The following is a 14349-nucleotide window of genomic DNA, read 5'->3' on the forward strand; positions in this document are numbered from 1 at the left end:
CTGTTTCAGGGGCTTTTTTTTGTGCCGGAAAAACCTTCATTGATGCCAAAGGGAATGCAGACGATGACCAATCCACTCTATAACAAACACGTCATCTCCATCTCGGATCTGACCCGGTCCGACATGGAACTGGTGGTCGCCACCGCACAGCGGTTGAAGGCCGAACCCGACAGCCGCCTGCTGAAAGACAAGCTGGTCGCCAGTTGCTTCTTCGAAGCCTCCACCCGCACCCGTCTCTCCTTCGAGACCGCGGTCCAGCGCCTGGGCGGCAACATCATCGGCTTCGCCGACGGCGGCAACACCAGCGCCAAGAAGGGCGAGACTCTGGCCGACTCCATCAAGATCATCAGCTCCTACACCGATGCGGTGGTGATGCGCCACCCGAAGGAAGGGGCAGCCCGTCTGGCCTCCGAGTTCTCCCGGGTGCCGGTCATCAACGGCGGTGACGGCTCCAACCAGCATCCCACCCAGACCCTGCTCGACCTCTTCTCCATCCACGAGACCCAAGGCAAGCTGGACGGCCTCAACGTCGCCTTCGTCGGTGACCTGAAGTACGGCCGCACCGTCCACTCCCTGGCCCAGGCCCTGAGCCTGTTCAACTGCCGCTTCTTCTTCATCTCCCCGGAGGCGCTGGCCATGCCGGACTACCTCTGCGAGGAGCTGGAAGAGAAGGGCATCCGCTTCAGCGTGCACGAGACCATGGAAGAGGTGATGCCGGAGCTCGACATCCTCTACATGACCCGCGTCCAGAAGGAGCGCTTCGACGAGACCGAGTACAAGCACATGGCCGCCAAGTTCGTGCTGGAGCTGGCGACCCTGGAAGGGGCCAAGCCCACCATGAAGATCCTCCATCCCCTGCCCCGGGTTGACGAGATCGAGGTCGCCGTCGACAAGACCCCCCACGCCTACTACTTCCAGCAGGCGGAGAACGGGGTCTATGCCCGCCAGGCACTGCTGGCACTGGTACTGAACGAAACCGTCTAAGGGAAAGGGGAACATCATGTCCGAGAAGAACCAACTGCAAGTCGAAGCCATCCGTCACGGCTCCGTCATCGACCACGTCCCCGCCGGCCAGGGCATCAAGATCCTCAAGCTGTTCCAGCTGATCGAGACCCAGGAGCGGATCACCGTCGGCTTCAACCTCAAATCCGGCGCCCTCGGCAAGAAGGATCTCATCAAGATCGAGAACACCCGTCTGACCGAGCAGCAGGCCAACCAGCTCGCCCTGTTCGCCCCCAAGGCCACCGTCAACATCATCGAAGACTTCGTGGTGGTGAAGAAGCACCAGCTGGCGCTGCCGGAGTTCATCGAAGGGGTCTTCCACTGCCCCAACTCCAACTGCATCTCCCACAACGAACCGGTGGAGAGCTACTTCCGGGTGCGCGAGGTGAAAGGGGCGGTGCGGATGAAGTGCAAATACTGCGAGAAGTCCTTCACCCAGGACATCGTCAGCGAACGCTACTGATTTCCTGCCGACAAAGGATATCCATGTGGGCCCCATCGGGCCCATTTTTGAACCCTGTCACATCACTTATTCCCCCTTTGGTTATAATTTGCCATCCCGTAATGGATATACCTCGCTCATCCCCTGCTTGAGTGCTCCTCATTAGTGTTTTTCGCTATGAAAAGCCGGAACGACAGACTGGGCGAGACCGCCATCGCTCATCGCCAAAGGAAGTCGCCATGGTCAACACCCTCAGCCGCCCAGCAGAACCAGAGTCCGATCTGGCCCAGCTCGACGCCTGCCGCCAGATCATCGGTCAGCACTGCTACAGCACCCAGGAGGAGATCCGCCGCGAGCTCTCCGCCCGCGGTTTTGCGGACATCAGCCAGTCCACCATCTCCCGCCTGCTGCGCCGTCTCGGGGTCGCCAAGGCCCAGAACGCCAACGGCAAGAAGGTCTACACCCTGGTGGACGAGCAGCTGGAGCCCGCCGGCAGCACCCGCTCCATCCACGACATGGTGCGCGCCGTGGTCCACAACCAGCAGATGGTGCTGGTGCATACCACCCCGGGGGCCGCTACCGTGGTGGCTCGCCTGCTGGATCGCAACGCCAATCCCGAGATCCTGGGGGCCGTGGCCGGCAACGACGTGGTACTGATCGCCCCGCGCCACATCAGCCGAACCCGCCAGGCTCACGCTGCCGTGGTGCGCACCCTGGAAAACGCCCGCTGACCCCTGCTGGATGCCAGAAGGCGACCCCGGGGTCGCCTTTTTGTTGCCCGCGCGGCAAGGAGTCAGGCCACCGGAGAGGCCGGGCGCCCCGCCTTGCCTGCCATAAAAAACGGGAGCCCCAGGCTCCCGTTGTTGTCCCTATGTCTGTCGGCATTCATGCCAGCACGGCGCCCAGGCTCAGGCAGAGCACGATCAGCACGGTCAGCATGCCGAGCAGCGGGGCCACCCACTTCAGCCAGCGCACATAGGGCACCTTGGCGATGGCCAGCCCCCCCATGACCACGGCGGAGGTCGGGGTCACCAGGTTCACCAGGCCGGAAGCGGACTGGTAGGCGGTGACCACCAGCTCGCGACCCACGTTGGCGAAGTCGGCGAGCGGCGCCATGATCGGCATGGTCAGCACCGCCAGACCGGAGGAAGAGGGCACCAGGAAGGAGAGCACCACTTCCAGCACGAACATCACGTTGATGAAGACGATGGTGGAGAGGCCGGTCACTATCCCCTCTGCACTGTGCAAAATGGTGTGGGTGATCATGCCGTTGTCCATCACCACCACGATACCGCGGGCGATACCGATGATGAGGGCCACACCGAGCAGATCGCGGGCACCGTCGATGAAGTTGGAGGTCAGCTCCTCCTCGCTCATGCGGGAGATGACGCCGACGATGATGGCGGCAGCCAGGAACACGCCGGAGATCTGCGCCATCCACCAGCCCAGCACGGCCACCCCGTAGATCATCACGGCGAAGGCGGCGACGAAGATGCCCAGCACGATCTTGCGGGTGGTGGTGAACTCCAGCATCTGGTCGCTCTTGTTGCCAAGGAAGTGGGCACGGTTCTCTTCCCACTTGTCGGCCACCAGGGACTTGCTGGGATCGCTTCTCACCATCTTGGCGTAACGCATCACATAGGCCACGCAGATCAGCCAGCCGGCCACCAGCATGGCGACCCGCAACCAGATGCCGTCGGTGAAGGAGATGCCGGCCGCGTTGGCAGCGATCACGGTGGCGAACGGGTTGATGGTGGAGCCCAGGGTACCGATACCGGCCCCCAGCAGCACGGTCGCGGCAGCGACCACGGGGTCGAAGCGGGCGGCCATCATCACCGGCACCAGCAGGGTGTAGAACGGCAGGGACTCTTCCGCCATGCCGTAGATGGTGCCCCCTGCGGCGAACAGCGCCATCAGGATGGGGATCATCCACTCTTCACGGCCACGCAGGCGATCGGTGACGCGCTCGATGCCGGCATCGATGGCACCTGTCTTGGTCACGATGCCAAGGAAGCCACCGATGATCAGGATGAAGAGGGAGACGTCGATGGCGCCAGCCTCGTAGGTGTCGTGGTTGTAGAGACCGTCGATGGGTGCCAGCAGCACGTCGACGATCCCCTGGGGATTGGCATCCACCAGTTTGTAGGTACCGGCCACCGGCACTTCCTTGCCGAGGGCCTCGTTCATGGTCATCTCGTATTTGCCGGCCGGCACTATCCAGCTCAGGGCGGCCACCAGGGCGATCAGCACAAACAGTATCGTGTAGGCTGACGGGAACTTGAATTTGGTCATGGTCCAGCTTCCTTCTGTGGGTGTGGTATCCATGCAGGCTGCGGGTCGTAGGGTTGGAGGTATTATGCCGCTGTCACATGGTTGAAAAGCCGGGGGTCACCCCCCGGCACCACTGACGACGTCAGTCGCCCAGCGTAGCCACCATCACTGCCTTGATGGTGTGCATCCGGTTTTCCGCCTCGTCGAACACGATGCTGTGCTCGGATTCGAACACGTCCTCGGTCACTTCCAGGCCCTTCATGCCATATTTGTCGGCCACTTCCTTGCCCATGGTGGTCTCGTCGTTGTGGAACGCCGGCAGGCAGTGCATGAACCTCACATCCGGGTTCTTGGTCGCGTTGATGACATCCATGTTGACCTGATACGGGGTCATCAGTTTGACCCGTTGATCCCAGGCTTCCTTCGCTTCACCCATGGAAACCCAGACGTCGGTGTAGAGGAAGTCGGCACCCAGCACACCCTCTTTCACGTCTTCGGTCAGGTGGATGCGCGCACCGGTCTCTTCGGCGATGAGGCGGCAGGTGGCAACCAGCTCCTCTTCCGGCCAGAAGGCTTTCGGCGCCACCAGGCGGATGTCCATACCCATCTTGGCGGCACCCACCATCAGGGAGTTGCCCATGTTGTTGCGGGCGTCACCCAGGTAGGCGAACTTGATCTGATCCAGACGTTTGCCCTTGCCGTGCTCCAGCATGGTCATGAAGTCCGCCAGGATCTGGGTCGGGTGGAATTCGTTGGTCAGGCCGTTCCAGACCGGCACACCGGCGTGGGCCCCCAGCTCTTCGACGATCTCCTGGCCGTAGCCGCGGTATTCGATGCCGTCATACATGCGGCCCAGCACCCGGGCGGTGTCCTTCATGGACTCCTTGTGACCGATTTGGGAACCGCTCGGGCCGAGGTAGGAGACCTGGGCGCCCTGGTCGAAGGCCGCCACTTCGAAGGCACAGCGGGTGCGGGTGGAAGTCTTCTCGAAGATCAGGGCAATGTTTTTGCCGGTCAGGTGTTTGCGCTCATAGCCACCGTATTTGGCTTTCTTCAGGTCGATGGCCAGATCGATCATGTATTGGATTTCGCGTGGGGTGAAGTCCAGCAGTTTCAGGAAGTTACGGTTACGCAGATTAAAAGCCATGATGAGTTCTCTCTATATTTGTTCAGACCAATTTGGCAGTGTCATTGACTACGCAGTTGTTCAGACCAGAGCCTTGGCTCAGGCATTGACGGTATTGGTGGCGACGATGTTGGTGCCGGCTTCCCCCTTGAGGATGGCGAGGCCATCTTCCAGGGAGCCGATGCCGACCATGCCGCCGGTCGCCTTGACGAATTCGCAGGAGGCTTCGACCTTGGGCCCCATGGAGCCGGCATCGAACTTGACGCCAGCCAGCTCGTCCGGGCTGGTGACCCGCAGCGGACGCTGGGTCGGCTTGCCCCAATCCAGATAGACGGCATCGGCGTCGGTCAGGATCAGCAGGGCGTCGGCCTTGATCTGCTTGGCCAGGTAGGCGGCAGACATGTCCTTGTCGATGACGGCCTCGATGCCGGTCAGGCTCTGGCCATCCCAGGTCACCGGGATGCCACCACCACCGGTACAGATGATGAGGTGACCCTGGGCAATCAGGGTTTCGATGGCGTCGCCTTCGACGATGCGCTGGGGCAGCGGGGACGGCACCACGCGGCGGAAGAACTTGCCGTCTGCCTTGACCACCCAGTGCTTCTCTTCTGCCAGGGTGCGTGCTTCCGCCTCTTCGTAGACGGGGCCGATGAACTTGGTCGGGTTGGCAAACGCCGGATCCTGGGGATCGACCTGCACCTGGGTCAGCAGGGCGGTGACGTTGCGGCTCGGCATCAGGTTCTTCAACTCCTGGATCAGCATGTAGCCGATCATGCCCTGGGACTCGGCACCCAGCACATCCAGGGGATAGGGGGAGACCTTGGTGTAGGCGCTGTTCTGCAGGGCCAGCAGGCCGACTTGCGGGCCGTTGCCGTGCACCAGCACCACGTTGTAATCCTCGGCGATGCGGGCGATGGTCTTGGCGGCGGTGGCGATGTTCTTGCGCTGGATGTCGGCTTCCAGAGGTTCACCGCGGCGGAGCAGGGCATTGCCCCCCAGGGCGACGACGACAGTTGGTTTTTTCATGGGTGTTACTCTCGAGTTCGGGTGTGTGTGGCGCCAGCCTCTGCCGGCGCCACGCCGTCTTGTCAGATGCCGTCACGTTCCATCGGGCAGCTCATGCAGCGGGCGCCGCCGCGGCCACGTCCCAGCTCTTCACCCGGGATGGGCAGCACAGTGATGCCGGCCTTGTCGTACTTCTCGTTGGTGTAGGTGTTGCGCTCGTAACCCACCACCACGCCGGGGCGCACGGTCAGCACGTTGTTGGCGTCGTTCCACTGCTCCCGCTCGGCCTCGAAGCTGTCGCCGCCGGTGGTGATGAGCCTGAGCTGATCCACCCCCAGCGCCTTCTCGATGGCGGTCACGAAGTAACCCTCTTCCTTGATGTTCATCCCGGTGGCACCGCCCGGGGTCAGGCTCCAGCAGTTCACATCCTTGCGGATGACTTCCGGATAGACGGAGAAGGTGTCGACATCCATGTGGGTCATGACGGTGTCGAGGTGCATGCAGCTACGGTGTTTCGGCAGCTCCATGGCGATGACCTGCTTGGCCTGACCGTGCTTGAACAGGCTGCGGGCCAGATGCTCCACCCCTTGCGGCGTGGTGCGCTCGGACATGCCGATGAGCACGGCGCCACGGCCGATGACCAGGACGTCGCCCCCTTCGATGGTGGAGTTGTCGTAGTCGCGCTCCTCGTCACCGAAGTACTTGATGAACTCCTGACCGGCAAACTGCGGGTGCCAGCGGTAGATGGCCTTCACGTGGTTGGTCTCGCGACGACGGGCGGCCTTGGCCATGGGGTTGATGGAGACGCCGCCATAGACCCAGCAGGAGGTATCGCGGGTGAAGAGGTGGTTGGGCAGCGGTTCGATGATGAAATCGGTCGGGGCATGCATGCCGACCACCATGTTGACGCCGCTGTAGGGCATCTCGGAGTAGGTGAGGCCGCCGGAGAGGATGCGGGCCAGCTCGCGGTGGGGCATGTCCGCCAGGAAGCAGCGCACGTCGTTGGCCAGGGCAGTGCCGAGGCGATAGTCGGAGACCTGGTGTTGCAGCAGCCAGGCTTTGGCTTCCGGCACGTCCAGGGTTTCCGCCAGCAGATTGGTCAGGAGGAAGACTTCGACATTCTGATCGCGCAGTACCTGAGCGAATTTGTCGTGCTCCTGACCGGCACGTTCCACGGACAGGACGTCGTCAAACAGCAGATCCTGGCAGTTGGAAGGGGTCAGACGCTTCAGACTGAGGTTGGGGCGGTGCAACATGACACGGCGCAACTGGCCAACTTCAGAACCCACATAAAATTTGCTCATGATGATATTCCGTCTAGCAGTGGTCCCTGCGAGTGATTGAATAGATTCCTTCTATTCAGGCTCGTGGCTAAGGCGGGATATTCTTTATGTATGGTACTCGGCTTGTGTTCTATCCTGCCCTTGCCTTTCGACGCAGAGATTAGGTCTGGCAACTCCACCAAACTTGGACATTGATCACATTCACCCTAGACTGCATAAATTCAGAAGTTAATTTATGATGGAGTTTACATATCTGACATTTCCCTCACCCTCCATCCGGCATAAATACGCAATAAAGCCCCAACATATTCCACAAAGAGCGCAATTTCATTCATCTACGGTATCCACAAATGGATAGCCACCAATAAAAAAATCAAATAAATCAATGCATTAAAACCAAAACACTCATTTTTTGAATAAAGTTCACCCACCTTTGAATTTATCCTCGCTTATCATCCCGTTTGCTCTCACATAAATAATCACCTGCTCCTTTATCGCTGAATAATCCATCTCTTGTCCCAGATCATGGCGGCCCGTCCGGGCCAGATGGCGAGCCTCATCGCCAAGTCGTGTGCACTATCTCTTTTATATGGATATGCATTTTGCACGCATCCTGATGGCGACTTTTTCACCGACCGGTGTGCAACCGGGATTCAAAGTTTTTTCATTAGTTGAATTTTTTCAGTCACCTTGCACCGATTTCGGGTTCGCCTTAACTCAAAAAGTGATGCTTGTCACATTCGTTCCCGTCACCAAGGAGATAACCATGAAGATCCCGTCGCTGTTTCTGCTCGTCGCCCTGGTCCTGCCCATGACACCGGCCCTGGTGCATGCCCAGGGAGCCCCCGCCATGCCGCTGGTGGTCTGTCACGTTGACCAGGCACCCCAGATGCTGGTACCCGCCTACCTATGCCAATGGTACGGTGGCAGCCAGCACCCCTGACCCTCTCGCCCAAGGGGAGGCGATCTCCTCTTGGGTCACCCCCGCTTTCCCTCCTTTATCTCCTGAATGGGATCCGGACCACGCCACCTGCATCATGCCCGTTGCCCTCCTCCACCCTCATCTGCGATCGACACTGACCGGTCTCCCCGGATTCTGAACCGCAGTTAAACGCCTTGTGAGATATTCGCCATCGACTGCGTAAGCAAAGTGCCAACAAAATTCTCGCCATAGTCGGAAGATGCGCGTAAAAAAACAGCATGAGAGATCATTAAAACCATGATTTTAAAAAAGATAACTTCATTATCCTTTCGCGGGAAACCAGTTTGAATAAAACGTTTTTCAGCATGTCATTGTCGCCCTGCGCGAAATCCTTATAGTTACTCCTGCACGGACGCAATGAAGTCGGTCAGGAAGACTGGCTGCCAGGGTTGGGCAAATGGACTCACCACAGGATGTGGTAAAGGACACCTCCCAGGACGGAGAAAGTGCGACGGGAACGGATGACTCGTCAGGCCATGATGGCTAAAGGACACCTCAAAGGATTGGGAAGGGGAAACCTAAAGGAAGAGGTATAGTCAGGGATTGCAGGGAGCAACTTCGTTCAAGGATATGAGCGATAAGACTATCGGGGGCGACGCAAGTCGCCCCCATCTTTTTTGGGTATTTTTCACGTCTGCCCGCTGATGGGTCACCCCGGCCACGATATTGCTGGCCAGGGTACCCGGGACTCGCCCAGCCGGCGCTATTCCAGCCGGAAGTGCCCCACTATCTCCCGCAGCCTGTCATAGGTGCGCTGCATGGCGTTCGAGCTGTCCACTGTGCGCTCGCCATTCCCCTTGAGCTGGGTGATCACCTCGGCGATGGCACTCATGTTGCGATTGATCTCCTCGGCAACGGCACTCTGCTCCTCCGCGGCCGTGGCGATATGGCTGATGAGATCGTTGATCTCCACCACTTCTCCTGCCATCAGATCCAGTGACGCATTCACCTTGCTGGTGTTTTCCGCCGCATCCTGGCAACTCTGCCGGGTGTTGCCCATGGCGGCCACCACGGTCTGGGTGCCCCGTTGCAGCCGGGTCAGCATGGTCTGGATCTCGGCAGTGCTCTTCTGGGTGCGTCCCGCCAGAGAGCGCACTTCGTCCGCCACCACCGCAAACCCCCGCCCCTGTTCACCAGCCCGGGCCGCCTCGATGGCGGCGTTGAGGGCCAGCAAGTTGGTCTGCTCTGCGATGCCACCGATGACCCCGAGAATCGAGCCTATCTGCTGCACATCCTGCTGCATGGCTTCGATGGAGTGTGCCGTGGCCTCCACCTCCGTCACCAGCGCAGTGACGCTGGCCATGGCCTGATCCACCACCTGACGCGACTGGTTGGCCAGTTGCTGGCTCTGGCCGGTCAGCTGGGCAGTATTGGCCGCGCTCTCCGATACCGAGACGGCAGTACGGCTCATCTCGTTGATGGCGGTGACAACCTGTTCGGTCTCCCGCACATGCTCCGCCAGCAGGCCCTGGGCCGACCCCGTCTGCCTCGCCAATGCCGATATCCCTTCATTGAGCTGGCCGCTCGCTTGTCTCACCTCCCCCATCATGCCCTGCAACTGCTCGATGAAACGGTTGATGCCCGCCGAGATCTGGCCGAGATCATCCTTGCTGGTCACCGTGAGCCGGCGGGTCAGATCCCCATTGCCCTGGGAGAGCTCCTGCACCAGGTCGCGCAGGGAGAGGATGGGTCTATAGGCCAGGTTGAGGGCCACCATGGAGAGGGCCAGTACCAGCGCCGCCACTCCGAGCAGGGCCAGGGTGATCTTGCCGTTGAGCGCCTGGGTCATGGCCCGGATATAGTCGAGATCCACATAACCGGTCAGGGTCCACTCGCTGCCGCGAATATCCAGCTTGTTGGGGCGGCTCTCGCTCTCTCCCTGGGGCTTGCTGCTGTAGAGCACCTGTCCCTGACTGTCGGTGAGGGAGAAGTAACGCCCTTCCCCGCTTACCTTGGTCAGCAGCGTCTTGAACTCGCTCATGTCGAGGTAGTAGAGGTAGGCGGAGTCGGCACCGCGCGGCACCAGGATGGAGATGACGGGTTTGCCGTCCAGCTGCTCCAGCGGGCTGACGGTGATCTGATTGTTGGCGGCGGGGATCAGCTTGCGCAGGGCGTCCACCCTGGCCTTGTCGTCGATGACCCCGTTCGCGTCGAATGCCATGTCGCCAATGAGCTTGACGATGTTGTGAAAGCCGGTCTCCTGCAGCGCCTTCTTGACGCTGGTCACCCCGAGGTTGAGGTTGGCGGCCAGCAGCACCTTCTGGTTGATGTCACCCGCCAGCTTCTCCCTGACCAGGGTGATCTGCTCGTTGATGTTCTGGGTGGCCTGGGTGCGGATGTAGCCGCTGATGAAGTGGTTGACGCTGAACCAGGCGGTACCGATGGTGACCAGAATGGCGAGCAGCAACAGCACGTTGATTTTGACTTTGAATGCCATGGTATGGGTCCCTCCAAAGAGAAAGGGCCGGGATGACCCGGCCCTCCCTGCCAATGCTTACTTCTTCTTGGCGTACTTCATGGAGTCCAGGGCTACCGCCAGGATGATGATGCCGCCCTTGATGATGAACTGCCAGTAAGGGCTGACACCGATGTAGGTCAAACCATAGTTGATCAGCGTGAAGATAAGTACGCCGGTGATCACACCCGCGACAGTTCCCACACCGCCGGCAAACGACACCCCGCCCACCACGCAGGCCGCGATGGCATCCAGCTCGTACATGAAGCCGAGGTTGTTGGTGGCACTGCCGATCCGCCCCGCTTCCAGCATGCCGCCGAAGGCGTAGAAGACACCGGCCAGGGCATAGATGACCACCAGGTTGACGGCGACGTTGACGCCGGACACCTTGGCCGCTTCCGGGTTGCCGCCGATGGCGAAGATGTTCTTGCCAAAGCGGGTCTTGTTCCACAGCACCCAGACGAAGACGCTGGCGATGGCCGCATAGAAGGTCAGGTACGAGAGCTTGAACCCGCCAATCCGGATGAAGCCCTGCGCAAAGTTGGAGAAGCGAGGATCAAACCCGGCCACCGGGGAGGCCCCCACGGAGTCGAAATAGAGGGAGTTGATGCCGTAGACGATGATCATGGTGCCCAGGGTGGTGATGAAGGGCGTCACGTTCAGGTAGGCGACAATCAGGCCGTTGACCAGACCAATCAGGGCCCCCACCACGCACACCAGCAGGATCACCGCCGGAATGGGCACCTCCCCCAGGGTGGGGAAGACCTTGTTGACGTTGGTCAGGGCCTGCAACATGGTGGCCGCGATCAGCGCCGCCAGACCGACCTGACGACCGGCGGACAGGTCTGTACCCTGGGTGATGATGATGCCCGCCACCCCGAGGGCGATGATGACCCGTACCGAGGACTGGGTCAGGATGTTGCTGAGGTTGGTGAGGCTGAGGAAGGAGGGCTCCTTGATCACGATGATCATGAGCAACACCAGCAACACCACATAGATGCCGTTCTCTTTGAGCGCCTGCATCAGATTGAAATTTTTAGCCGACTCCATAATGTCTTCCTGTCTTTATAGGTACAGAGATGCCAGGCGCAGGATCTCGCTCTGGTCAGTTTCTTTGGTGTTGACGATCCCCGCGACCCGGCCATTGCTCATGACCATGATGCGGTCCGTGATGCCGAGCAGTTCCGGCATTTCGGAGGAGATGATGACGATGCCCTTGTCCTTCTTCGCCAGCTCCAGAATGAGCTGGTAGATCTCGAACTTGGCGCCGACGTCGATACCCCGGGTCGGTTCATCCAGCATCAGGATCTCGGGCTGGGTCAGCAGCCAGCGACCGATGATCACCTTCTGCTGGTTGCCACCGGAGAGGGAGCCGATCTGGGTCTGCTGGGTCGGTGTCTTGACCCGCATGGAGTCGATGACCCACTGGGTATCGCTCTTCATCTTGTTGTCGCTGAGCAGCCCCATGGATCCCTTGTAGTTGTCCATGTTGGCGATCAGGGAGTTGAAGGCGATGTCGAGGCGTGAATAGATCCCGGTGGAGCGGCGCTCCTCGGTCACCAGGGCGAAGCCATTCTGGATCGCCTCGTGGGCGTTGTGGTTCGCCACCTCTTTGCCGTGCAGCTTGATGGTCCCTTCGCTGCGATCGCGGATGCCGAACAGGGTCTCCACGATGTCGGTGCGCTTGGCCCCCACCAGACCGGCGATGCCGAGGATCTCCCCCTTGTGCAGGTTGAAGGTCACGTCCTTGATGGAAGGCTGGTTCTTGGCCGTCAGGTGCTCGACCTCGAGGATCACCTCTTTGGGCTGGTTGGTTTTTTCCGGGAAGCGCTGGGTGAGCTCGCGGCCGACCATCATGCCGATGATCTGATCCATGGTCATGCCCTTGAGGGGCTGGGTCGCCACCCACTGGCCATCCCGCAATATGGTGATCTCGTCACAGAGCTGGAAGATCTCTTCCATCTTGTGGGAGATGTAGACGATGCCGCACCCCTTCTCCTTGAGCTTGTTGATGATCTTGAAGAGATGGTTGACCTCTTTCTCGGTCAGGGAGGAGGTGGGTTCGTCCATGATGACGATCTTGGCGTCATAGGAGAATGCTTTGGCAATCTCGATCATCTGCATCTGGGAAACCGACAGGGTGCCGACCTTGACCCTGGGGTCGATGTCGATGTCCAGCTCCTCGAAGATATGCTTGGTGTCCTGATACATCTTGCCGTGGTCGACAAACAGTCCCTTGGTGGGATAGCGGCCGAGCCACATGTTGTCCATCACGGTGCGTTGCAGTACCAGGTTCAGCTCCTGGTGCACCATGGAAACGCCATTCTCCAGCGCCTCTTTGGACGAGGTGAAGTTGATCTCCTGTCCCTTGAAGAAGATCTTGCCCTGATCCTTCTCGTAGATGCCGAACAGGCACTTGAGCAGCGTGGACTTCCCTGCGCCATTCTCGCCCATCAACGCATGCACAGAATGAGGACGGACCCGTAAATTGACATTATCGAGTGCCTTGACGCCAGGAAAGCTCTTACTGACGTCAATCATCTCCAACAGCCATTCTGATTGTTGCCGTGTTGTCATATCAGCCATCACATCTGGTTGAAAAGAGGGCAAGGGGATCTCCCTTGCCCTGAGGGGAGGAATTACTCGAATTGGGACAGGTTGTCTTTGTCTACGCCCACGTAGGCAACGCGGACGACCTTGTTGTCGATCTTCCAGTTGGTGCCTTCACCGGCCGGCTTGCCTTCGGCCAGGTTCTTGGTCAGCTCGAAGGTGGCCTTGGCCTGGTTGGCAGCATCGTTCAGCACGGTACCGGCCATGGCACCGCTCTTGACCATGGCCAGGGCTTCCGGCAGGGCGTCAACACCGAACACCGGGATGGCGGTCTTGCCCTGGGCCTTCAGGGATTCCACGGCGCCCATCGCCATGCCGTCGTTGTTGGCGATGACCACTTCGATCTTGTTGGCGTTCGGACCGGAGATCCAGGCGTCCATCTTGTCCTTGGCCATGGCGGTATCCCACATACCGGTATCCATGTGCAGCTGCTCGGTCTTGATGCCGCCATCGTTCAAGGTCTTGACGACGTAGGTGGTGCGGGCTTCCGCATCCGGGTGACCAGGCTCACCCTTGAGCAGCACGAACTGGATGACGCCATCCTTGTTCAGATCCCACTCGGGGTGCGCTTTCCAGTGCTTGGCGATCAGCTGGCCCTGGATGATGCCGGACTCCTTGGAGTCGGTGCCCACGTAGTAGGCCTTGTCATAGCTGGCCAGGTCGGCCGCGCTCGGTTCCTTGTTGTAGAAGACCACGGGGATCTCGTCCGCACGGGCTTTCTCAATCACGACAGGGGCCGCCGCCGGGTCAACCAGGTTGATGGCCAGGGCCTTCACGCCCTTGGCCAGCAGCACGTCGATCTGGTCGTTCTGCTTGGACTGGTCGTTCTGGGAGTCGTTCATCAGCAGTTCCACACCCGGGGTGGCCGCCGCTTCTTTCTCGATGGCCTTGCGCACCACGGCCATGAAGTTGTCGTCGTACTTGTAGACGGTGACCCCGATACGGGTATCGGCCTGGGCTTGGGCTCCCGCCATCAGTCCCATCAGCAAGGTGGCAACTGTCGTGAGTTTTTTCATTGTTATGCTCCGATCTCTATCTGTTTTTTGTAGGGAATGCTGTACACCGTTTGAACTGGCGCCAGCCTAATGTAATCAGTTTGTTGTGAGGCGGTCTGTGATCCTGGCAACAAAATGAAAACGTTTACACTCTGTTACATAGCCGTAATATTGTTAA

Annotated in this window: 12 protein-coding genes; 4 read left to right on the forward strand and 8 right to left on the reverse strand. The window is 59.7% G+C overall.

All coding sequences use genetic code 11. The features are described from left to right. Positions 1 to 63: 63 nt before the first annotated feature. From pyrB to H7R73_RS21555, 3 genes are all read left to right on the forward strand, one after another. Positions 64 to 984 (forward strand): aspartate carbamoyltransferase, encoded by a 921-nt coding sequence (gene pyrB, locus H7R73_RS21545; RefSeq protein ID WP_010676005.1) that lies wholly within the window; start codon positions 64 to 66, stop codon positions 982 to 984. Positions 985 to 1000: 16 nt separating this feature from the next. Continuing rightward, positions 1001 to 1465, forward strand: a complete 465-nt coding sequence (gene pyrI, locus H7R73_RS21550) for an aspartate carbamoyltransferase regulatory subunit (RefSeq protein ID WP_010676006.1) — start codon at positions 1001 to 1003, stop codon at positions 1463 to 1465. 218 nt (positions 1466 to 1683) lie between these two features. Further along, a complete protein-coding gene (locus tag H7R73_RS21555; protein ID WP_039039633.1) occupies positions 1684 to 2175 on the forward strand; it encodes an arginine repressor in 492 nt (163 codons plus the stop codon). Between the two features lie 154 nt (positions 2176 to 2329). Here the strand turns inward: H7R73_RS21555 and H7R73_RS21560 are convergent, their stop codons facing one another. The 4 genes from H7R73_RS21560 to arcA all read right to left on the reverse strand — a co-directional run bounded on the left by H7R73_RS21560 (position 2330) and on the right by arcA (position 7150). Continuing rightward, positions 2330 to 3736, reverse strand: a complete 1407-nt coding sequence (locus tag H7R73_RS21560) for a YfcC family protein (RefSeq protein ID WP_010676008.1) — start codon at positions 3734 to 3736, stop codon at positions 2330 to 2332. A gap of 121 nt (positions 3737 to 3857) precedes the next feature. Continuing rightward, positions 3858 to 4862, reverse strand: a complete 1005-nt coding sequence (argF, locus tag H7R73_RS21565; protein ID WP_103260932.1) for an ornithine carbamoyltransferase — start codon at positions 4860 to 4862, stop codon at positions 3858 to 3860. A gap of 78 nt (positions 4863 to 4940) precedes the next feature. Next, complete coding sequence (gene arcC / locus H7R73_RS21570; RefSeq protein WP_103260933.1) at positions 4941 to 5867, reverse strand: carbamate kinase; 927 nt, start codon at positions 5865 to 5867, stop codon at positions 4941 to 4943. A gap of 62 nt (positions 5868 to 5929) precedes the next feature. Further along, entirely contained in the window at positions 5930 to 7150 is a 1221-nt protein-coding gene (arcA, locus tag H7R73_RS21575) for an arginine deiminase (RefSeq protein ID WP_010676011.1), read from the reverse strand. 745 nt (positions 7151 to 7895) lie between these two features. Here arcA and H7R73_RS21580 point away from each other — a divergent pair. Then, positions 7896 to 8072, forward strand: a complete 177-nt coding sequence (locus H7R73_RS21580; protein ID WP_010676012.1) for a hypothetical protein — start codon at positions 7896 to 7898, stop codon at positions 8070 to 8072. Positions 8073 to 8814: 742 nt separating this feature from the next. Here H7R73_RS21580 and H7R73_RS21585 read toward each other — a convergent pair. Genes H7R73_RS21585 through mglB form a run of 4 tightly spaced genes read right to left on the reverse strand, consistent with a single transcriptional unit; the run spans position 8815 to position 14192 of the window. Continuing rightward, complete coding sequence (locus H7R73_RS21585; protein WP_039039635.1) at positions 8815 to 10548, reverse strand: methyl-accepting chemotaxis protein; 1734 nt, start codon at positions 10546 to 10548, stop codon at positions 8815 to 8817. Positions 10549 to 10605: 57 nt separating this feature from the next. Next, the gene (gene mglC, locus H7R73_RS21590; protein WP_010676014.1) at positions 10606 to 11616 is read right to left on the reverse strand and encodes a galactose/methyl galactoside ABC transporter permease MglC; all 1011 of its coding nucleotides are present in this window, start codon (positions 11614 to 11616) and stop codon (positions 10606 to 10608) included. 15 nt (positions 11617 to 11631) lie between these two features. Continuing rightward, entirely contained in the window at positions 11632 to 13152 is a 1521-nt protein-coding gene (mglA, locus tag H7R73_RS21595) for a galactose/methyl galactoside ABC transporter ATP-binding protein MglA (protein WP_010676015.1), read from the reverse strand. Positions 13153 to 13205: 53 nt separating this feature from the next. After that, positions 13206 to 14192 carry a galactose/glucose ABC transporter substrate-binding protein MglB gene (gene mglB, locus H7R73_RS21600; protein ID WP_010676016.1) on the reverse strand — a complete coding sequence of 329 codons (987 nt, stop codon included), beginning with the start codon at positions 14190 to 14192 and terminating at the stop codon, positions 13206 to 13208. Positions 14193 to 14349 lie beyond the last annotated feature (157 nt).

Source organism: Aeromonas sp. WP2-W18-CRE-05, assembly GCF_014168615.1.
Classification (GTDB): domain Bacteria; phylum Pseudomonadota; class Gammaproteobacteria; order Enterobacterales; family Aeromonadaceae; genus Aeromonas; species Aeromonas caviae.

Excerpts from the sequence above, each read along its gene's own strand:
- pyrB (WP_010676005.1), top strand. The coding sequence starts at position 64 with ATGACCAATCCACTCTATAACAAACACGTCATCTCCATCTCGGATCTG.
- pyrI (WP_010676006.1), top strand. The coding sequence starts at position 1,001 with ATGTCCGAGAAGAACCAACTGCAAGTCGAAGCCATCCGTCACGGCTCC.
- H7R73_RS21555 (WP_039039633.1), top strand. The coding sequence starts at position 1,684 with ATGGTCAACACCCTCAGCCGCCCAGCAGAACCAGAGTCCGATCTGGCC.
- H7R73_RS21560 (WP_010676008.1), bottom strand. The coding sequence starts at position 3,736 with ATGACCAAATTCAAGTTCCCGTCAGCCTACACGATACTGTTTGTGCTG.
- argF (WP_103260932.1), bottom strand. The coding sequence starts at position 4,862 with ATGGCTTTTAATCTGCGTAACCGTAACTTCCTGAAACTGCTGGACTTC.
- arcC (WP_103260933.1), bottom strand. The coding sequence starts at position 5,867 with ATGAAAAAACCAACTGTCGTCGTCGCCCTGGGGGGCAATGCCCTGCTC.
- arcA (WP_010676011.1), bottom strand. The coding sequence starts at position 7,150 with ATGAGCAAATTTTATGTGGGTTCTGAAGTTGGCCAGTTGCGCCGTGTC.
- H7R73_RS21580 (WP_010676012.1), top strand. The coding sequence starts at position 7,896 with ATGAAGATCCCGTCGCTGTTTCTGCTCGTCGCCCTGGTCCTGCCCATG.
- H7R73_RS21585 (WP_039039635.1), bottom strand. The coding sequence starts at position 10,548 with ATGGCATTCAAAGTCAAAATCAACGTGCTGTTGCTGCTCGCCATTCTG.
- mglC (WP_010676014.1), bottom strand. The coding sequence starts at position 11,616 with ATGGAGTCGGCTAAAAATTTCAATCTGATGCAGGCGCTCAAAGAGAAC.
- mglA (WP_010676015.1), bottom strand. The coding sequence starts at position 13,152 with ATGGCTGATATGACAACACGGCAACAATCAGAATGGCTGTTGGAGATG.
- mglB (WP_010676016.1), bottom strand. The coding sequence starts at position 14,192 with ATGAAAAAACTCACGACAGTTGCCACCTTGCTGATGGGACTGATGGCG.